21 protein-coding genes are annotated in these 19,227 nt (G+C 67.1%); 9 read left to right on the plus strand and 12 right to left on the minus strand.

The annotated features are described in order from the left end of the window. The first annotated feature begins 67 nt into the window (after positions 1-67). Positions 68-820 carry a HesA/MoeB/ThiF family protein gene (locus DELCS14_RS23870; RefSeq protein ID WP_012203738.1) on the plus strand — a complete coding sequence of 251 codons (753 nt, stop codon included), beginning with the start codon at positions 68-70 and terminating at the stop codon, positions 818-820. Positions 821-939: 119 nt separating this feature from the next. Then, positions 940-1,338: a response regulator gene (locus DELCS14_RS23875; RefSeq protein WP_013803928.1), complete on the plus strand. Its 399-nt coding sequence runs from the start codon at positions 940-942 to the stop codon at positions 1,336-1,338. Between the two features lie 88 nt (positions 1,339-1,426). Here the strand turns inward: DELCS14_RS23875 and DELCS14_RS23880 are convergent, their stop codons facing one another. After that, complete coding sequence (locus DELCS14_RS23880; protein WP_012203736.1) at positions 1,427-2,059, minus strand: response regulator transcription factor; 633 nt, start codon at positions 2,057-2,059, stop codon at positions 1,427-1,429. Between the two features lie 143 nt (positions 2,060-2,202). Here DELCS14_RS23880 and DELCS14_RS23885 point away from each other — a divergent pair, with 143 nt between their 5' ends. The 5 genes from DELCS14_RS23885 (at position 2,203) to DELCS14_RS23905 (ending at position 6,292) form a co-directional block, all read left to right on the plus strand. Next, positions 2,203-3,582 carry a CHASE3 domain-containing protein gene (locus tag DELCS14_RS23885; protein WP_013803929.1) on the plus strand — a complete coding sequence of 460 codons (1,380 nt, stop codon included), beginning with the start codon at positions 2,203-2,205 and terminating at the stop codon, positions 3,580-3,582. Between the two features lie 360 nt (positions 3,583-3,942). Next, a complete protein-coding gene (locus DELCS14_RS30220) occupies positions 3,943-4,104 on the plus strand; it encodes a DUF1328 domain-containing protein (protein WP_013803930.1) in 162 nt (53 codons plus the stop codon). A gap of 111 nt (positions 4,105-4,215) precedes the next feature. Next, positions 4,216-4,605 carry a hypothetical protein gene (locus DELCS14_RS23895; protein ID WP_013803931.1) on the plus strand — a complete coding sequence of 130 codons (390 nt, stop codon included), beginning with the start codon at positions 4,216-4,218 and terminating at the stop codon, positions 4,603-4,605. Positions 4,606-4,677: 72 nt separating this feature from the next. Then, complete coding sequence (locus DELCS14_RS23900; RefSeq protein ID WP_013803932.1) at positions 4,678-4,998, plus strand: BON domain-containing protein; 321 nt, start codon at positions 4,678-4,680, stop codon at positions 4,996-4,998. Between the two features lie 172 nt (positions 4,999-5,170). Beyond that, a complete protein-coding gene (locus DELCS14_RS23905; protein ID WP_013803933.1) occupies positions 5,171-6,292 on the plus strand; it encodes a putative zinc-binding peptidase in 1,122 nt (373 codons plus the stop codon). A 117-nt stretch (positions 6,293-6,409) separates the two neighbouring features. On the opposite strand, the gene coaD is transcribed toward DELCS14_RS23905, so the two are convergent. From coaD to DELCS14_RS23925, 4 genes are all read right to left on the minus strand, one after another. Next, positions 6,410-6,910: a pantetheine-phosphate adenylyltransferase gene (gene coaD / locus DELCS14_RS23910; protein ID WP_013803934.1), complete on the minus strand. Its 501-nt coding sequence runs from the start codon at positions 6,908-6,910 to the stop codon at positions 6,410-6,412. 131 nt (positions 6,911-7,041) lie between these two features. Beyond that, on the minus strand, positions 7,042-7,752 hold the full coding sequence (gene rsmD / locus DELCS14_RS23915) for a 16S rRNA (guanine(966)-N(2))-methyltransferase RsmD (protein WP_012203729.1): 711 nt from the start codon (positions 7,750-7,752) through the stop codon (positions 7,042-7,044). After that, positions 7,749-9,110: a pitrilysin family protein gene (locus DELCS14_RS23920; protein WP_013803935.1), complete on the minus strand. Its 1,362-nt coding sequence runs from the start codon at positions 9,108-9,110 to the stop codon at positions 7,749-7,751. Before DELCS14_RS23920 ends, rsmD begins: the two co-directional genes overlap by 4 nt. A gap of 26 nt (positions 9,111-9,136) precedes the next feature. Next, a complete protein-coding gene (locus DELCS14_RS23925; protein ID WP_013803936.1) occupies positions 9,137-10,615 on the minus strand; it encodes a pitrilysin family protein in 1,479 nt (492 codons plus the stop codon). A gap of 28 nt (positions 10,616-10,643) precedes the next feature. On the opposite strand from DELCS14_RS23925, the gene ftsY reads away from it, so the two are divergent. Continuing rightward, a complete protein-coding gene (ftsY, locus tag DELCS14_RS23930; protein WP_013803937.1) occupies positions 10,644-11,864 on the plus strand; it encodes a signal recognition particle-docking protein FtsY in 1,221 nt (406 codons plus the stop codon). Positions 11,865-12,100: 236 nt separating this feature from the next. Next, positions 12,101-13,090 carry a tripartite tricarboxylate transporter substrate binding protein gene (locus tag DELCS14_RS23935; RefSeq protein ID WP_013803938.1) on the plus strand — a complete coding sequence of 330 codons (990 nt, stop codon included), beginning with the start codon at positions 12,101-12,103 and terminating at the stop codon, positions 13,088-13,090. Here DELCS14_RS23935 and cutA read toward each other — a convergent pair. The 7 genes from cutA to DELCS14_RS23970 all read right to left on the minus strand — a co-directional run bounded on the left by cutA (position 13,077) and on the right by DELCS14_RS23970 (position 19,208). After that, positions 13,077-13,475 (minus strand): divalent-cation tolerance protein CutA, encoded by a 399-nt coding sequence (cutA, locus tag DELCS14_RS23940; protein WP_013803939.1) that lies wholly within the window; start codon positions 13,473-13,475, stop codon positions 13,077-13,079. The two genes, DELCS14_RS23935 and cutA, sit on opposite strands and share 14 nt — an antisense overlap. A 52-nt stretch (positions 13,476-13,527) precedes the next feature. Beyond that, positions 13,528-14,553, minus strand: a complete 1,026-nt coding sequence (locus DELCS14_RS23945; RefSeq protein ID WP_013803940.1) for a 2-dehydropantoate 2-reductase — start codon at positions 14,551-14,553, stop codon at positions 13,528-13,530. Positions 14,554-14,571: 18 nt separating this feature from the next. After that, on the minus strand, positions 14,572-15,411 hold the full coding sequence (locus DELCS14_RS23950) for a class II aldolase/adducin family protein (protein ID WP_267233498.1): 840 nt from the start codon (positions 15,409-15,411) through the stop codon (positions 14,572-14,574). Further along, the gene (locus DELCS14_RS23955; protein ID WP_013803942.1) at positions 15,404-15,937 is read right to left on the minus strand and encodes a MarR family winged helix-turn-helix transcriptional regulator; all 534 of its coding nucleotides are present in this window, start codon (positions 15,935-15,937) and stop codon (positions 15,404-15,406) included. The genes DELCS14_RS23950 and DELCS14_RS23955 overlap by 8 nt, the downstream gene beginning before the upstream one ends. A 150-nt stretch (positions 15,938-16,087) precedes the next feature. Next, positions 16,088-17,323 (minus strand): dienelactone hydrolase family protein, encoded by a 1,236-nt coding sequence (locus DELCS14_RS23960; RefSeq protein WP_013803943.1) that lies wholly within the window; start codon positions 17,321-17,323, stop codon positions 16,088-16,090. Between the two features lie 59 nt (positions 17,324-17,382). Further along, entirely contained in the window at positions 17,383-17,910 is a 528-nt protein-coding gene (locus tag DELCS14_RS23965) for a flavin reductase family protein (protein WP_013803944.1), read from the minus strand. Between the two features lie 14 nt (positions 17,911-17,924). After that, entirely contained in the window at positions 17,925-19,208 is a 1,284-nt protein-coding gene (locus DELCS14_RS23970) for a styrene monooxygenase/indole monooxygenase family protein (RefSeq protein ID WP_013803945.1), read from the minus strand. Between the last annotated feature and the right edge of the window lie 19 nt (positions 19,209-19,227).

Raw genomic sequence — 19,227 nt, forward strand, 5'->3', positions numbered from 1 at the left:
GCGGACCGGGTCCGCGCCTGCACCAAGCCGGGCCTTGCGCCCGGCTTTTTCACGTCTGGAGACGCGAATGAACGACGATCAACTGCTGCGCTACTCGCGCCACATCCTTCTCGACGAAATCGGCATCGAAGGCCAGGAGCGCATCCTGGCGGCGCATGTGCTCATCATCGGCGCAGGCGGCCTGGGCGCGCCCGCCGCGCTGTACCTGGGCTCGGCCGGCATAGGCCGCATCACCCTGGTGGACGACGATGCGGTGGACATGACCAACCTGCAGCGCCAGATCGCCCACACCACGGATCGCGTGGGCCAGCCCAAGGTGGAATCCATACGCACGGCCGTGCACGCCATCAACCCCGGCATCCGCATCGACTGCCGCCAGCAGCGCGCCGACGACGCGCTGCTCGACGAGCTCGTGCCGCAGGCCAGCCTGGTGCTGGACTGCACGGACAACTACCGCACGCGCCACATGATCAACGCGGCCTGCGTGCGGCACAAGGTGCCCCTGGTGGCGGGGGCGGCCATCCGGCTGGACGGCCAGCTCATGGTTATGGACCCGCGCGACGAGAACTGCGCCTGCTATGCCTGCGTGTTCCCGCCCGATGCGCAGTTCGAGGAAGTGCAGTGCTCGACCATGGGCGTCTTCGCGCCCGTGGTGGGCGTCATGGGCACGCTGCAGGCGGCGGAAGCCCTCAAGCTGATCGCGGGATTTGGCACGCCTGCAACAAACCGCCTGACCATGTTCGACAGCCGCAGCCTGGATTGGAGTAGCATGCAAACCACTCGTGTACCGGAATGTCCCGTTTGCGGTAACAAGGCGTAGGAATCGGCTGACCTCCACGCCGATCCCTCACTGGCACAATCGCCCGCTGTCGCGCAGGACAATGGAGGCCGGGCTCCACCGGACTCCGATTGCCATCCGCGTCCCTATTGGATACAGCCGTGAAATTGCGCACCTATCTTGTTGAAGACAACCCTACGATCCGCGAGAACCTGATCGCCACGCTCGAAGAACTGGCCGATGTCGAGGCCGTGGGCATCGCGGAGACGGAGAGCGCGGGGACGGACTGGCTTCAGCAGAACCCCGACGCATGGGATCTCGCCATCGTCGACCTGTTCCTGCGCCAGGGCAGCGGCCTGGGTGTGCTCACCGCCTGCCGCGAGCGCCAGCCGCACCAGAAGATCGTGGTGCTCAGCAACTACGCCACACCAGACATCCGCAGCCGCTGTGCCCAGCTCGGCGTGGATGCAGTCTTCGACAAGTCCAATGAAATCGACGCACTCATGGACTATTGCATGAATATCGATGCGGCGTCACTCAACCAACTCAAAACAGCCTGAACCCAAAGCACTGCATTTGATTTTTCACCAAAGAAAAAGGCTGCACGACTTGATAATCGTGCAGCCCGTATTTTCTATTGACTGAAAATCAATCGATCAGCCTGTTCTTCAGTGCGTAATACGTCAGATCGCTGTTGGAAGACAATCCCATTTTCTCCATGAGTCGCGTGCGATAGGTGCTGACCGTCTTTACGCTCAGTGAAAGCGACTTTGCAATATCACCTGCGGTTTCGCCACGCGCGAGCTTGAGGAAGACCTGGAACTCACGCTCGGACAGCTGTTCATGGGCTGGCGCGTCATCCTTGCGGTTGAGCTGCTGGGCAAGCAGGTCGGCCACGGCGGGCGTCAGGTAGCGGCGGCCCAGGGCCACGGTGCGGATCGCTTCGGCAATCTCCTGGGGATCGCATTCCTTGTTCAGGTAGCCGCTGGCGCCTTGGCGGATCAGGTTGATCGCGTAGTGCTCCTCGGGATAGCCGCTCAGGATCAGGATGCCCATGTCCGGCGCCTTGGCGCGCAGCATGGCCAGCGCGTCGATACCGCTTTGGCCCGGCATGGACAGGTCCATCAACAGCACGTCGATCTCGTGGGCACGCACCAGATCGATGGCCTCGCGGCCATTGGCGGCCTCACCGACTACACGCAGGTCCACGTGTTCCGAGAGAAACTGACGCAGGCCCGAGCGCACAATTGCATGGTCGTCCACAATGCCAATTCTGATCATGAATACCTCTTTTTCGGGGGACCAGCGGGATCGCTGGTCGTGCAAACAATATATGGTAACGGCCGGCGCAGGAACTGCCCCGGCAGCCGATAACACGAATTATGCAGAATATCGGCGAAGATCTTGTAGGTGAGAGGATGCTTATGCGTTGGATAAATTTCCGAAGAATTGCGATCAGCCTGGCATTCGCCATCGTCGCGGCCGTGCTGCTGGTGAGCATTAACGAGGCCAGCTACAAGCGCTCCACCAAGGCGCTGGAGGCCATGACCCAGACCCAGAACACCCGCTCGGAGATCAGCCAGCTGCTGCGGCTGATGCTGGATGCGGAGACCGGCCTGCGCGGCTACCTGCTCACGGGCGAGGAGCGCTACCTGGAGCCCTACAGCAAGGCGATCACGGCCATCAACTACAACATGGACGAGCTGCGCCAGATCTTCATCTACGACCCGCAGGAGCTGGCGATCTTCACGCCGCTGGCGCGCCAGGTCGAACGCAAGATGAGCGAGATGGAACTCAGCCTGCGCCTGTACCGCCAGGGCAACGAGGAGGCCTGGCGCTTCGTCATGTTCACCGACGTGGGCATGGAGAACATGGACGCCATCCGCGACTACACGGGCAAGCTGCTGTCAGGCATAGACCAGCGCTCGGCCAAGAACCTGCAGGACATCGAGCACACGCTGTCGCTGTCACGCATAGGCATCGCCACGGTCACGGCCCTGGGCGTGCTGGGCTTTTTCATGTACCTGCGCCAGGCCCACGCGCTGCAGCAGGCCCACCAGCGCGAGCAGGAGATCCAGCGCGACGAGCGCAACCGCCTCGAAGCCCTGGTGCGCGAGCGCACGGCCACGCTGACGGAGCTGGCCAACCACTTGCAGCAGGTGCGCGAGGACGAGCGCGGACACCTGGCGCGCGAACTGCACGACGAGCTGGGCTCGCTGCTGACGGCGGCCAAGCTCGACGTGGCGCGCCTCAAATCCAAGATCGACCTCAGCGCGCCGGACGTGGGCGAACGCGTCAGCCATCTGGTGGAGACGCTCAACAGCGGCATCGCCCTCAAGCGCCGCATCATCGAGGACCTGCGCCCCTCCTCCCTGTCCAACCTGGGCCTGACGACGGCGCTGGAAATCCTGGCGCGCGAGTTCGGCGAGCGTAGCGGCATCGAAGTCACGGCCAACCTGGAGCAGGTGGAGCTGCCGGAATCCACCCAACTCACGGTCTACCGCATCGTCCAGGAGTCGCTGACCAACATCGGCAAATATGCCAAGGCCAGCCATGTCCTGGTCTCCGTGCACAACTATCCGACCTATGTGACGGTGCAGATCCAGGACGACGGCGAAGGCTTCGAGACCTCGGCCATGCGCCCCAACTCCCACGGGCTGGCCGGCATGCGCCACCGCGTGGAGGCCGCAGGCGGCCGTCTGACCGTCTCGTCCGAATTGGGCAAGGGCACGGCAATCTCCGCCGTCATCCCGCTGGCGCCGATCTCCACGGACAAAAGCGCCGGTACGGTCGCCACCGCCTGAAGCGGCAGCACCCGCCATGCAAAAGCCCCTGCGCGCCCACGCGCCAGGGGCTTTTTTCATCGCCGGGTCGCCCCAAGATGAAAAGCATCCCCCTCGAGGGGCAGCGGACCTTGCGCAGCAAGGGTAGCGTGGGGGCCATTTTCCATGCGCGCCGCCGAATGGCCGCAGCCGGCGGTGGCTGCAAGCCCTGTGCAGCCGGAGCATTCCTACACTGCCCCCCCGCCTAACCCTGACGCCATGCCACGCCGGCCACCGTCAGATACACCTTTGGCGGCTCAGTACAGTCGAACCCATGCAAACAGCACTTGGCCCATCCGCCCCGTGCCGTTTCTTGGAAACGAACAACCCAAGGAGTTTTACATGCTGCACTACGCCATCGTGTTCTTCGTCATCGCCCTGGTAGCCGCCATATTCGGTTTTGGTGGTATTGCGGCAGGTGCTGTAGGCATCGCCAAGATCCTGTTCTATATTTTCGTGATCATGGCTGTCGTCACCTTTGTGATGAGCCTGATCAAGAAGTAGCGGCGGCGCCGCCTTCAGCCCCCTGCCAGCCCAAGCCCGCTTCCTGCGGGCAGCCAGCCCGGCAGCCCGACCGCCTTTCGCATTCATGCCAGTTTTGAGGAGATAGAACCAATGAGCCAAGCCGAGAAAGCCGTGAACAAAGCCGCCGATACCGCCAAGGACGTTGCCCAGGATGTCGCGGATGCCGCCAAGGAAGCCGTCAACACGACACGCCGCACTGCAGCGAATGCGCTGGACAAGGCCGAGGAAGGTGTCCAGTCCATCGAGCGTGAACTGAACCCCGTCATCGATGACCTCGCAGCACGTGCCCAGGAACTGGCCACACGCGGCATCAACTTCTGCGCCGACAGCTCCGACCGCGCCCGCCGCCAGCTGCAATCGGCCACGGAAGCCACCACGCGCTACGTCATCGAACAGCCTGGCCGCTCCATCCTGCTGGCTGCAGCCACGGGCGCTGCCCTGGCCACCGCGTTCTTCATGAGTTCCCGCTCGCGCAAGTGAGCTGCCGCCGAGTCCCCTGAGTTCCCTCGAGTCCCGTTACTCTCAATCTTCTTGTCCAGGAAAGAACTGATCATGCAAAAGTACACCCGTGCCATCGCTTTCGCTCTCGTCGCCGGTGCCACCGTGCTCGGTACCACCGCCTGCTCCGTCGCCCGCGACCAGCAGTCCGTGGGTTCGTATGTGGATGACGCCGGCATCACCACGGCCGTGAAGGCCAAGATGGCAGAAGACAAGAGTGTCTCGGCCACTTCCATCAGCGTCGAGACCCTGAACGGCACGGTGCAGCTGTCGGGCTTTGCCAAGTCCGAATCGGAAAAGGCGCGCGCCGCCGAGATCGCCCGCACCACCAAGAACGTGCGTGAAGTGCGCAACAGCATCGTGGTTCGTCCCTGATGCAGGCCCCTGCGGGGGCTGATCCAAGTACAAGGCCGGAGACTTCCGGCCTTTTTTCATCCAGGGCTCCAACTGCCGCACGGTCCGCCGCGAGGATTGCCGACCATTGCAGCCGACGGCAGGTACGACCCCTTTCCACCGTGCGCCGGACATACGGCGTAAAGTGACCGACATGCGAGTCTTCAACTGCGATGCCTGTGGCCACCCGGTCTTCTTCGACAGCGTTCAATGCGTGCACTGCGGCGCCACCCTGGCCTTCCTGCCCGAGCGACTGCATGTGGCCTGCCTGCGCCCGGTTTCCGGCACGCGGGACAGCGTGCTGTGGGAGAGCCTGTCCTCGCTGACGAGCGGCAAGCCACCAGGCCGGCTCTACAAGATGTGCAGCCACCGGGGTCCCGTGGGACAGTGCAACTTCGCCCTGCCCGCAGACGATCCCCATGCGCTGTGCGAGTCCTGCCGCCAGACACGCTGGCTGCCCGATCTGTCAGACCCGTCCAATGCGCTGCGCTGGACCCGGATCGAGGCCGCCAAGCGCCAGCTGTTCTACACGCTGGCCCGCCTGGGCCTGAGTCCCCGGCCTGGAGAGGATGGGCCGCGCTTCGAGCTGCTGGCCGACCTGCCGGGGCAGGCGCCCGTGATGACCGGCCATGCCAACGGCACCATCACGCTGAACGTGGTGGAGGCCGACGATGCCGAGCGTGCCCGGCGCCGCCAGGCCCTGCACGAGCCCTACCGGACGCTGGTGGGCCATCTGCGCCATGAATCTGGCCACTTCTTCTGGGACAGGCTGGTGGTGGGCGCGGGCCGTATCGAGGAATTCCGCCGCCTGTTCGGCGACGAGCGCCAGGACTATGGCCAGGCCCTGCAGAACTACTATGCGCGCAACCCGATGGATGAGCAGTGGCGCGACAACTTCGTCAGCGCCTATGCCACCTCCCACCCGTGGGAAGACTGGGCCGAAAGCTGGGCCCATTACCTGCACATGGTGGATCTGCTGGAGACTGCGGCCAGCTATGGCACCTGCATCACCATGCCTGGAGGCTCAGGGACAAGTGCAGGCTCGGTCACGCAGCCCGCGCTGTGCGTGCAGGACCCTTTCGCGGTCCATGCACAGCCGGACTTCGGCACCATGCTGGACCAGTGGGTGCCGCTGACGCTGCTGACCAACAGCCTCAACCGCAGCCTGGGCCATGGCGATGCCTATCCGTTCGCCCTTTCGGCCGGGGCCAGGCGCAAGCTGGAATTCGTGCACGCCGCCGTGAATGCGAGCGCCACGCGGCAGGCTGCCTTCTAAGAAGGAACTGCGAGAGGGCCCTGGCCGCCCTTGCAGGGCCTCAGGACAGCCAGGCGGTCAGGGCATCAGGAAGCGGGATCAAGGCGTGCGACCAGGTCGTGCGATCAGGTGGTGCGATCACGACCCACGATTGGCCTGCACCTTCTGCAGAAGGCGGGTACGCACGCTGGGAGAGACGAACTTGTCGATCTCGCCATCCAGCGTGGCGATCTCGCGCACGAAGGTGCTGCTGATGAACTGGTAGCGGTCGCTGGGCGTGAGGAAGACGGTCTCCACCTCGGGCATCAGCGTGCGGTTCATGCCGGCGAGCTGGAACTCGTAGTCGAAGTCGGTGACCGCACGCAGGCCGCGCACCATGGCCTTGCCGCCGCGCTCCACCACGAAGTCGCGCAGCAGGCCATGAAAGCTCTCGACCTGGACATGGGGATAGATGGACACGGCCTCGCGCACCATCTGCATGCGCTCCTCAAGATTGAACATGGTCTTCTTGTGGTGGCCCGCCGCCACGGCGACGATGACGTGGCTGAACAGCTGGGTCGCGCGGCGCACCACGTCTTCATGACCCAGCGTGATCGGATCGAAAGTTCCGGGATAGACGGCAATCACGTCGTGGCTCATGGCGGTCGCTTTCATTGGCTGCGCGTGCCCTGTCCGGCACGGATGGCGCATTATGCATTGCGCTGCAGCATGGCCGGTCGGCTGTGCGACAGCCGCGCTCCTGCCAGGGAACGCGGCCGCCGCAGCGCCCTTTACTCGTCCTGCGGTGCCTTGCGCAGCAGATGGGCGTGGACGGCGCCCGCCTTCAGATGGCGGAACAGTTGCAGGCCACCGGCCTCGGCCAGTTGCTCCTCGGTCCAGGCCTGGGGCGCCTCCAGATAGACATAGCCCGTGGCGGACACCGCCTGCGCGGCGGCCTTCAGCGCAGGCTCGAACAGATCGGCATGGTCGAAGGGCGGATCGATCAGCACCAGGTCCAGCGTGCCCGGCGCCACCTGGCGCAGGCAGCCGATGCCATCGCCGCGCAGCACGCGCACGGACTGGGCGTCCAGGCGCTCGCGCAGGCGCTGCAACTGCTGGACCAGGGTAGCGTCCTGCTCGTTCATCAGCACATTGGTCGCGCCACGCGATGCGGCCTCGAAGCCCAGCGCGCCAGTGCCCGCGAAGGCATCCAGGCAATGCCAGCCCGTCAGGTCCTGGCCCAGCCAGTTGAACAGGGTCTCGCGCACGCGATCCGGCGTGGGCCGCAGGCCCGGGTGCTGCGCCACGGGCAGCCGCGTGCGGCGCCATTGGCCGCCGATGATGCGGACCTCGCCTGCGCCCACCGGCGCCGGCCGTCCGGCTTTCGCCTTGGCGGCAGCAGGCGCTGCGGCAGCTGCCTTGGGTGCTGCGGCCTCGGCCGTGGCCTTTTCCAGCCAGCGCTTGCCGGCAGGGGTATGAATTTTGATGCTGTTGCGGCTCATTGTTTGCCTCCCACGACGACGGTCACCATGCGCTCGGGCTGCAGCATGCGCTGCATGGCCTCGCGCACATCACGCACGGTGAGCGCCTGCACGCGCTCGGTCCAGTGCTCCAGGTAGTCCAGCGGCAAGCCGTTCCAGGCGATGTTGGACACATTGCCCAGCAGCTTGCGGTTGCTGTCGATGCGCAGCGCAAAGCCGCCGATCAGATTGTCCTTTGCGGCCTTGAGCTCCTTCTCGGTCGGGCCTTCGGCCACGAAGCGGCGCAGCGTGTCCTGCGACACCTTCAGGGCCTCGGCTGCCTGGTCGGGGCGCGTCTGCAGGGCGATCGTGAAGGCGCCTGCGTCCAGACCCGGCGAGAAATCGCTGTAGACGCTGTAGCTCAGGCCGCGCTTTTCGCGCACTTCCTCGGTCAGCCGCGAGGTGAAGCCGCCGCCACCCAGGATGTGATTGCCCACCAGCACGGCCATGAAGTCCGGGCTGTTGCGTGCAATGCCGGGCTGGGCGATCAGCACCTGCGCCTGGGCCGAGGCGAAGGGGATGTTCTCGTTGACTGGCGCCTTGAGCGCCTGCACCTTGGGCACGTCGGGCAGGGGCGCGCAGGCACTGGCGTCCTGGCCCTGCGCCGCCTGCAGCGGAGCCAGCAGTTGCTGCACCAGCTGGTCGGCCTGCTCGCGGCTGACCGCACCGACGATGCTGACCTTGGCGCGGCAGGCCGCGATCAGGCGGCGGTGGAAGGACTGCATGTCGGACAGGTCGATGTGCGCGAGGCTCTCGCCCGTGGCGCGTGCGCCGTAGGGATGGGTGCCGAACACGCCCTGGCTCAGGGCCTTGCCGGCCACCGTGCCGGGGCGCGTGTCCGATTCCTTGATGGCCGCAGTCCAGCGCTCACGCTCGCGCAGCCACACGTCCTGCGGCCAGCTGGGGTTGGCGATCTGGCGCGCCGCCAGCGCCACGGCGCGCTGCAGCAGCGCAGGCTCGGTCAGGGAGCGCAGCCCGTAGCTGAAGCTGTCGCGGCCCGCCTGCGCGCCAAAGCTGGCACCCAGATCGGCCCAGGCCTGGCCCAGGCCGTTCTCGTCCAGCGCAGGCGCATCGCCCTGGGCGGTCACACCCTTGGAGGCCATCAGCGCCACGGCGCTGGCCAGGCCGACCTGGCTGGCGGGATCGCGCCGGCTGCCGGCATCGAAGTCCATCTGCACATCGACCATGGGAATGCCCGGGCTGTCCACCAGCCAGACCTGCGCCCCGCTGGGCTGGGTCCAGTGCTGGATGGGCAGCAGGGCCCATGCGGACGTGGCACCAAAGCCCAGGCCCACGCCTGCCAGCACCGTGCTGGCCACCATTTTTTTCATGTTCTTCATCTTCACTCCAGCGTGCTTCGGGGGCATCAATGCAGGGGTCCGCCGATGCCGGCACCCGCATCGGGGCGACGGGGCTTGCCGCCTTCGGGCAGGGGTTGCGGCACCAGGGTGCCCACCGTGAGCTGGTCATCGCCAAAGTACTTGGCAGCCACACGCTTGACGTCATCGGGCGTGATGGTGCGCAGCTGGGTCAGCAGCTGGTCTTCCGCATCCAGCGGCATGCCCTGTATCCAGTAATTGCCCAGGCTCTGGGCCTGGCCCATGACCGAATCGCGCTCGTAGACATTGGAGGCCATCCACTGCGTCTTCACGCGCTCCAGCTCGGCGGGCTCCACACCATCCTTGGCGACCTTGGCCACTTCGGCGCGCAATGCCGCCTCGACCTCGGCGGCAGTCTTGCCCGTGGCGGGCACGCCCGTCAGCATGAACAGGCCGGGGCCGCGGCCCATGAGGGACATGGAGCTGCCCGCGCCGTCGGCCACGCGGCCTTCGCCCTGCACCAGGGCGCGCTCCAGGCGGGCGCCGTCATAGCCGTCCAGCACGGCCGACAGAACCAGCAGCGCCAGCGCATCGCGGTCGTCGGCCTGCAGGTCGCTGACGCGCGTCAGCGAGGGCGCGCGGAAGGCCAGGGCCACCAGGGCCTGCTCGGCCGGCTGCTTGACCTCGATGCGGCGGATGCCGATCTGCGCGGGCTCGGTGCGCGGCTTGCGCACCGGCAGGGCGCGTGCGGGAATGCTGCCGTAGTACTTCTCTGCCCAGGCGCGGACCTTGGCCACGTCCACATCGCCGGCAATGACGATGGTGGCATTGCCGGGCACATACCAGCGGCCATGGAAGTCGCGCACGTCGCCGGGCGTCAGCGCGTCCAGGTCGCTCATCCAGCCGATCACGGGGCGGTGGTAGGGCGAGGCCACGAAGGTCGCCGCCATCAACTGCTCCATGAGCACGGCGCGCGGCTGGTCCTCGGTGCGCATGCGGCGCTCTTCCTTGATGACCTCGATCTCTTTCTTGAACTCGCTGTCGGGCCAGTGGTTGTTGGCGAAGCGGTCGGATTCGAGCTTCATCACGTCTTCCAGGCGGCTGGACGGAATCTGCTGGTAGTAGCCCGTGTAGTCGCGGCTGGTGAAGGCGTTTTCCTGGCCGCCCAGCGCTGCCACGCGGCGCGAGAACTCGCCGGGAGCCACCTTGCGCGAGCCCTTGAACATCATGTGTTCGAGCGCGTGGGCCACGCCCGAGGTGCCATCGACCTCGTCCACGGAGCCCACGCGCACCCAGACCATGTGCACGGCCGTGGGCGCGCGCCGGTCGGGCTGCACGATGAGCTGCATGCCGTTCTTCAAGGTGAATTGCTGTGCCGAAGTGGCGGTGCGCGTGCCGCCGGCGGCCTGGCTGGCCACCGTCTGCAGCAGCGATGAAGGGATGGAAGAGGATGCATCCGGGGCTGCCAAAGCAGCCCCGGTGCCCATGCAGGCCATTAAGCCCAGGAGGGTGAGTGCATGTTTCATAGAATGCTGTGATTCTAAGAACCTGCCGATGTTCAGTTTTTTCAAGAAAAAGCCCACCCCCTCCGCCGCCGAGATTTCCCCGACGGACAGCAGCGCCGCGCCTGAAAAGGCCGGCATTCCCGCAACCCCACCGCAGGACAGCCCCCCTGCCCTGCCACCGGCCGCGCCAGCGGCGCCGGCCGCCGACACCGGCAGTGCCTGGTGGCGCAAGCCCTTTGGCGGCGGCAAGGGCGATGCCGCGCCCCCCGAGACCCCGCCTGCCCCAGCTGCTGCACCCGCGTCCACCATCGCGCCTGCGGACTTCATTGCCGCGCCCGAGCCCACGGCCAAGCCCGAGGCCGAAGGTGCCAGCCGCCAGAACTGGATGCAGCGCCTCAAGACCGGCCTGCGCAAGACCGGCAGCAGCATTGCCACGGTCTTCACGGGCACGCAGATCAACGATGCGCTGTACGAGGAACTGGAAGACGCCCTGCTGATGGCCGACACCGGCGTCAAGGCCACCGAGCACCTGCTCGCCGACCTGCGCCGCCGCGTCAAGGAGGCCAAGGCCACCGACCCCGCCGCCGTCAAGGCGCTGCTGGCCGATGCCCTGGCCGACCTGCTGCGCCCGCTGGAAAAGCCGCTGGTCATCGGCGAGCACCAGCCTACCGTGATCATGGTGGCTGGCGTCAACGGCGCGGGCAAGACCACCTCCATCGGCAAGCTGACCCGTCACCTGGCCGACGAAGGCCAGAGCGTGCTGCTGGCCGCCGCCGACACCTTCCGCGCCGCCGCGCGCGAGCAGCTTGGCGTCTGGGCCAACCGCAACACGGTGGAGATCGTCAGCCAGGAAGGGGGCGATCCTGCGGCCGTGAGCTTTGACGCCGTCACCGCCGGCCGCGCGCGCAAGAAGGATGTGGTGTTGGTGGACACGGCAGGCCGCCTGCCCACCCAGCTGCACCTGATGGAAGAGCTGCGCAAGATCCGCCGCGTGGTCAGCAAGGCCGACGCCACGGCACCCCATGAGGTGCTGCTGGTCATCGACGGCAACACCGGCCAGAACGCGCTGGCCCAGGTGCGCGCCTTTGACGATGCGCTGCAGCTCACGGGCCTGATCGTCACCAAGCTTGACGGCACGGCCAAGGGCGGCGTGCTGGCCGCCATTGCCCAGGAACGGCCGATCCCCGTGTACTTCATCGGCGTGGGCGAAAAGGTCGAGGACCTGGAAACCTTCAACGCCCGGGAATTCGCGCAGGCGCTGCTGTCCTGAGGCCACCCGGCACACCACCATCCGAAGGAGCGCGCTGCGCTCCTTTTTTCATGGGCATGCGAGCAGCGAAGGCCCAGGCATGCAGGCAAGGGTTTTCCCTTGATTCGAATCAAGCCGCAGGTTTTATGCTTTGCATTGATTTATAAGAAGAACGTTGTTTTATACAAGAAACAACCGATAGCCCTCAGGCATTTCTTTTGCTTGTACCTGCCTTGCCTTGTTCCCCGGAGTTCCCCATGAAAGCCCCCACCTTGCTCGGCGCTGCCGCCCTGCTAGCCGCAGCCGCATGCCAGAGCGCCCTGGCCCAGGATGCCGCCGCCCAGCAGCAGCTGGCCGCCAAGCCTTTCACCATCGTCGCGCCCTTTCCGCCCGGAGGCCCGGTCGATGCGCTGGCCCGCCTGCTGTCCACGGGATTGGCCGAGCGCTACAAGCAGACCTCGGTGGTGGAGAACAAGCCCGGGGCCAACGGCAATATCGGCATCGACATGGTCAAGCGCGCCGCACCGGACGGCCATACGCTGCTGGTCGTGCCCCAGGGCAACCTGACCATCAATCCCACGCTGCTGGCCAGGCCCGGCTACAGCGTGGAGGCGGACTTTGCGCCCGTGGCCTCGCTGGCCAAGGCGGCCAATGTGATCGCCGTGCACCCTGGCGTGCCCGCCAAAACGGTGCAGGAGCTGGTGGCCCTGTCCAAGGCCAGGCCGTCCACCATCAGCTATGCCTCGCCCGGCGTGGGCTCCAGCCTGCATCTGGCCGGCGAGCTGTTCAAGCAGCAGACCGGCGCCGACATCCTGCACGTGGCCTACAAGGGCACGGCGCCCGGCCTCAACGATGTGCTGGGCGGCACGGTGCCAATGATCGTGGGCAATGTGCCCGCGCTGCTGCCGCATGTGCAGTCGGGCAAGCTGCGTGCGCTGGCCGTGACCGACCCGGCCCGCAGCAAGTACCTGCCTGATGTGCCCACGCTGGCCCAGGCGGGCGTGCCGGGCATTGCCATCTCGTCCTGGTACGGCGTGATGGCGCCAAAGAAGACGCCGCCGGCCGTGCTCAAGCAGCTGGAAAAGGATATTCAGGAGATCTTCAACACGCCGGCCGTGGTCAGGCAGCTGGACCTGCAGGGGATCGAGCCCTGGGTGGTCACGGGCAGCGCCTTCGGCGAGCTGATCCGCAAGGAGACAGCGACCTGGGTGCCCGTGATCAAGGCCGCCAACGTCACGCCGCAGTGATGCGGGGCGCGGCGGCCATGTCTGCAGTGTCCGCCACGTCCCGGGTCGAGACCTGGGAGCGCAGCCACTGCGCATAGTCGGCCATGCAGCGCTCGGTGCGCATGGTGATCTGCGGCACGCTGTAGCTGTGCCCGGCGCGCAGCAGCCGGGCCAGGCGCTCCAGCACGTCGGGCAGGGTCTTGCAGACCAGCCGCCACTCGGGCGTGGCGTGCATCTCGCCCTCCCACACATAGTGCGAGGTGATGGGCTCCACCTGCACGCAGGCCGCGGCCTGCTGCTGCACCAGGCTGCGCGCCAGATGGGCGGCCTCCTCGGCGCTGGGGACGGTGGTGGCCACCACGCACAGCGTGGACCAGGGCGAGGCGGGGTTCTTGGCGGAAGTCATGGAGGCGTAGTCTACGGTTGCGCGCTGCAGGCCGGTACGGGCCTTTGCGGCGTCAGGCCATCAGCCCCTTTTGCCGTGCCTGCAGCCGTGCCAGGCCCAGCAGCGCATCCGTGAAGGGCGTGTCCACGCCGCACAGCTGGCCCATTTCGCGCACCGCGCCCACCAGGGCGTCGAGTTCCACGGGCTTGCCCGCTTCCACGTCCTGCAGCATGGAGGTCTTGAAGGCGCCCAGCTTGAGCGTGACCGCATGGCGGTCTTCGGGCGATTCGTTGATGGGCAGGCCGATGCGCGCGCCGATCTCCTTGGCCTCCAGCATCACGCGCGTGATCAGGCCGCGCACCAGGTCGTCGCCCAGGATGCGGTCCGAGGTGGCGCCCGTCAGCGCGCTGACGGGGTTGACGGTCATGTTGCCCCAGAGCTTGTACCAGGCGTCGCGCTGGATGTTGTCGGAGACCTTGGCCTCGATGCCGCCACGCTGCAGCAGTTGGGCCAGTGCCGCCAGGCGCGGCGTGGGCGGCTGGCCGGGCCCTGTGGCCAGGGGCTCGCCCAGGATGAGGCTGTTGCCGAAGTGCCGGCGCACCACGCCGGGCGCATCGTTGGAGCAGCTGGCATGGACCACGGAGCCCAGCACCTGGCCCAGCGGGATGGCTTGCGCAATGCGGCCGTCGGGGTCCACGGCTTTCAGCTGCCTGCCGCGCACGCTGGCATCGACACCGCCTTGCAGGAACCACCAGGGCACGCCGTTCATGGCCGTGAGCACCACGGTCTGCGGGCCGATCAGCGGGGCGATGCGCTCGGCCACATCGGGCATGCCCGGCGCCTTGACGGAGATGATGACCAGGTCCTGCACGCCCAGGGCGGCCGGGTCCTGTTCGGCGCGCAGCGCGAAGTGCTCGCGCTGCTCGCCGTGCACCAGGGTCAGGCCCTGGGTGCGCAGGGCCTGCAGCGCGGCGCCGCGCGCCACGGCGCTGAGCTGGCAGCCGGCGCGGGCCAGGGCCGCGCCCATCCAGCCGCCGATGGCACCGGCGCCGAAGATGCAGGCCTTGTCGAATGAAATGCTTGTCTGTTCCATGGTCATGCGCGGGAAGCTCCGGGTTCAAAGATCGAGATAGCTGCTGTCGCGCCGGTTCACGCGGCGCACCAGGTGGTCGAACACATCGCGGGCACCGCCGTGGCTGGCGTTGAAGGTCAGCGAGTCCTCGTTGCAGCGCCGAGCCATGGCGTCGGAGACCATGCGCGGCGCACCCATGGACAGGGTGGCCATCTGCACGTCGCAGGCACGCTGCAGCGTCCACAGCACCACGAAGGCCTGGGGCAGGTCGCTGCCCCAGCTGAGCAGGCCGTGGTTGCGCAGGATCACGGCCTTGCGGTGGCCGATGCTGGCCAGCAGGCGCGGCCCTTCGTCGGCATGGATGGTGATGCCCTCGAAGTCATGGTAGGCCACCATGCCGTGCAGTTGGGCGCTGTAGAAGTTGCTTTGCGACAGGCCCTGCTCCAGGCAGGCCACGCCCATGCCCGAGGTGGTGTGCGTGTGCATCACGCAGTGCGCGCCCGGCAGTCCGTCGTGGATGGCCGCATGCACCACGAAGCCGGCCGGGTTGACCGGATGCCGCGAGCCGTCCAGCACCTCGCCGCGCACGTTGATGCGTACCAGGTTGCTGGCCGTGACCTCTTCGTAGTGCAGGCCGAAGGGGTTGATCAGGAACTGCTTTTCACCGCCCGTCACGCTGTCGGGCAGGCGCACCGTGATGTGGTTGTAGATCAGTTCGTCCCAGCCCAGCATGGCGAAGACGCGGTAGCAGGCGGCCAGTTCGATGCGGGCGGCCCGCTCATCAGGGTGCATGGAGCAATTCATGGTGTGGCTCGTGGGGTGGGTTCTGAGGTGGGTCTTGAGGTGGGTTGTGCAGTGGCTTGTGCTTGTGGGGAAATCAGGCATCCAGCCCCTGGTCCAGCGCCTGGGAGGCACGGCCCAGCTTGTCCAGGATGCGGTCCAGCATGGCGCGCTCATCGGCCGTCAGGGCATTGAGCAGGGCCGCCTGGTAGGGGCGTGCGCGGGACAGCACCTCGTCGAAGAGCGCCTGCCCTGCTTCGCTCAGCTGCAGCAGGTGGCGCCGCGCGTGCTGCGGGTCGGCGCGGCGCAGCACCCAGCCCCGGTCGATCAGCGGCTGCAGCGCGCGGCTGATCTGGGCCTTGTCCATCAGGCTCAGGCGTGACAGCGCGCTGGCGTGCAGCTCGCCGTGGCGCTGGATCTGGCCCATGAGCCGCCACTCGGTCAGCCCCACGGGCGATGCCGGTGCGATGTAGTGGCGCGTCACCTGGGTCTGCAGCGCATTGGACAGCGCGCCCAGGCGGAAGGTGATGAAGTCCTCCAGCGCCAGCGTCTGGCTGCAGACCTGCGTGTCCGGTGCAGGGCCGGTGGCGGCATCGGCGGCAGGGATCGTGGATGTGCGTGGGCGGGGCATTGGGCGGAGGGAACCGGGCGGCGATGGCGATTGCGATGGCCGCATGATCCACCAATGTTGACATATCAACATTGGTGGCAACCCTGAGAGCCCTGGCGGCCTGCAGGCCGCCATCGGGCGCAGGGTGAAACCCATGCGCCCGCGCCGCGCTCAACGCTTGAGCAGTTCGTTGGAAGGCAGTGTCTCATCCAGCAGCTTGCGGGCCGTCTCCACGCCCGCCACGGGCAGCAGCGCCGGGTCCAGCAGGCCCACCTGCACCAGCACGCTGGCCTGGTCCCAGTAGATGTGCTCGTGGTAGAGCTTGTCGCCCCGGAACTTGACCACGGCCAGCAGCGGGATCTCCACGCGCCGCCCCGTGGGCCGCACGCCGGGCAGCATCCACGGGATCTCGGTGGTGTGCGTGAAGCAGAACAGCATCTCGTCCACCACCTGCGAGGCCCCCACCGTGCGTGAAATCGGCGTCAGCGACGTGTCGGGCGGATTGCTGTTGACGAAGTGGTTCGTATAGAACGCGTGCAGGTTGCTGAAGCCCACGCCGCCGGTCATGGTGGGGATGTGGTTCACATAGGGCTCGGCCACCATGGTGGCCATGGTGTCGTCCACGTTGCGCGTGGCGAACTCGTACTCGCAGTGCTTGTCCCACAGCGCGGCCAGGTCGAAATGCGGGCCGATGGCGGACTTGAGCGTGGCAATGCTGCGTTCGTGCGCCATCAGGGCCGAGGCGCGGTGGAAATGGTCGCCGCCCTTGCGCGCGAAGGCATGGTCCACGCCCGGATAGACATGCACGGCCACGCCGGGACGCCCGCCCAGCGCCTGGACGATGCGCTGGCGCGCCTCGGGCGGGCAGAAGGCGTCGAGCTCGGCCACATGCAGGGTGAGCGGGCAGCGGATGCGCTCGGCCTCGTCCAGCGCCGCCTCGATGCCCACGCCGTAGTAGCCGACCACCGCATCGGCATCGGTGCGGCAGGCGGCCAGGTAGGCCAGCTTGCCGCCCAGGCAAAAGCCCAGCACGCCGGCCTTGCCGTCCGTGACCTCGGGGCGCTGGCGCAGGGCGTTCAGGCAGGCCTGGATGTCCTGCACGCCCAGGGCCTCGTCGAATCCCTTATAGAGGCCGAAGGCGCGCTCCCAGTCCGCCGGCGTGTAGCCCAGCTCCACATCGGGCTGCTGGCGCCAGAACAGGTCGGGCACCAGCACCACGTAACCTTCTTCGGCGTAGTAGTCGGCCACCTCGCGCATGGTGGCGTTGACGCCGAAGATCTCCTGCGCCAGCACCAGGCCGGGGCCGCTGCCCGAGGCCGGCACGGCCAGGTAGGCGTTGAAGCTGCCGCTGCCGTCCAGCGCGTTGATGCGCACATGGCGGCTTGCCGGGGGTTCTTTCTGCTGCATGGGGTTGTCTCCGTTTCAAAGGGTGGGGAAAGCTGCGGTGCCGCTTTTTTCATGGCCCGTCATACGCATTCGGGGTGCCGCACCGTCACCTGATAGTAGCCCGCGTGAAAGGCCAGGGGCTCGCCGTCGAAGCGTTCGCAGCGCTCGACCTGGCCGATGAAGATGAGGTGGTCGCCGCCATCGTATTGCCGGACGTTGCGGCAGACGAAGCGGGCCAGCACGCCATCGATCAGGGGCACGCCGGCCGGGCCTTCCGCGCACTCCAGGCCGCCGAACTTGTCTTGCTGCGGCGTGGAAAAGCGCCGTGACAGCGGATGCTGGCCCGCAGCCAGCACGTGGATGGCGAAATGGCTGGCTCCCTGGAAATCGCAGACGCTGGGCGCCTGGCGCGCCAGGCTCCACAGCACCAGCGGCGGGTCCAGCGAGACCGAGGAGAACGAGTTGGCCGTCATGCCCACGCGCCGCCCGTCCGGCGCGCGCGTGGTGATGACGGTCACGCCCGTGGTGAACTGGCCGAATGCCTTGCGCAGCTCGCGCGGATCGAAGGAGCAGGCCGGGGCGGCGGCCGGGGTTTCGCATGTGCTCATGGCGGCCTCTGCGGCTAGGCGGGGACGGCTGCCATGGCGGCGATGGCCGCGCAGCTGTCGATGTAGTGATCCGCCTCGCCCGCATCCGCGAACCAGGGGAAGAAGGTGCGCGGGTCATCGAAGCCGTTGGCAAAGGCGCTGGCCAGCGGTGCCAGCGTGCCCGCGCTGGCCAGCAGCTTGAGCACATGGGGTGGCGGTGGTGCCAGCAGCATGTTGGTCCACTGCGTGACCCATTGCGCATAGCCGAACCAGTAGCGGTCGAAGGTCTGCTGCATCCAGGCGGCGTCGAATGCGCCATTGCCGTCGCCATTGCCGCGCGCCAGGATGCTGCGCAGATAGGTGTCGGCGCACTTGGCCGCGTTGTTGGAGCCCTGGCCCGTGATGGGGTCGTTGAGCACCACCACGTCGCCCATGCCCAGCACCTTGCGCCCCGACGGCAGCGTGGCCACGGGCTTGCGCACCGTGGGGGCGAAGCGGCCCGCGAGGATGCCGTTGTCATCGGTCAGCGCAATGTCGCGGCAGCGCTCGGCCTCCCAGGGCACGAAGGTGTCGAGGATCCAGCGGCTGCGCTCCAGGTGCTGCTCCGGTGTCTTCACATCGCCCCAGCAGTCCATGGGGCCGCCGGGCACGCCCTCGAACACCATGATCTCGCAGGGGCCCGTGGTCGTCAGCGCAGGGAACACGAAATACTCGCCCACGCCCGGCAGCAGGTTGAAGGACACGGCGGAGAACGGCTCGCGCGGCTTCATGCCCGTCACATAGGTCAGCGCCAGCGCGCGCTGGGGCTGGTCGAAGCGCGAGCGATGGGCATCGCGCTCGAACAGCCTCGATATCTCGCCCTTGCCGCTGGCGACCAGGGTCAGGTCATGGCTGCGCGTGCATTCCTCCAGCTCGGCGATGCCCGCGTCCTTGAGCACCAGCTCGCCGCCCTGGCGGCGGAAGTCGTCCATCCATGCGGGGATCTTCAGGCGCTGGTCCACGGACTGCGCGCCCGCGTTCAGCCGCGCCGCCCAGTCGATGGCCTTGTCGACCGATTTCCCGCCGTGCTGCGCCGGATGCGGCACGCACAGGCCGATGCCCTCGACCACCGGGCATTCGCGCGACCAGTGATCCAGGCCCAGGCCGCGCTCTATCTGCAGCGCGCTGTCGAACATGCACTGGCTGGACATGACCCGGCCCTGGGCGATGTCCTGCGCCGTGCGGTTGCTCAGTATCGTGACCTGATGGCCCGCGGCCAGCAGGCCCAGGCCCAGTTGCAGGCCCGACTGGCCGGCTCCGACGATGGCGATTTTCTTCATGGCTGTCTCCTTGCGGCTC

The sequence above is a fragment of the Delftia sp. Cs1-4 genome, assembly GCF_000214395.1.
In the GTDB taxonomy this organism is placed as follows: domain Bacteria; phylum Pseudomonadota; class Gammaproteobacteria; order Burkholderiales; family Burkholderiaceae_C; genus Comamonas; species Comamonas acidovorans.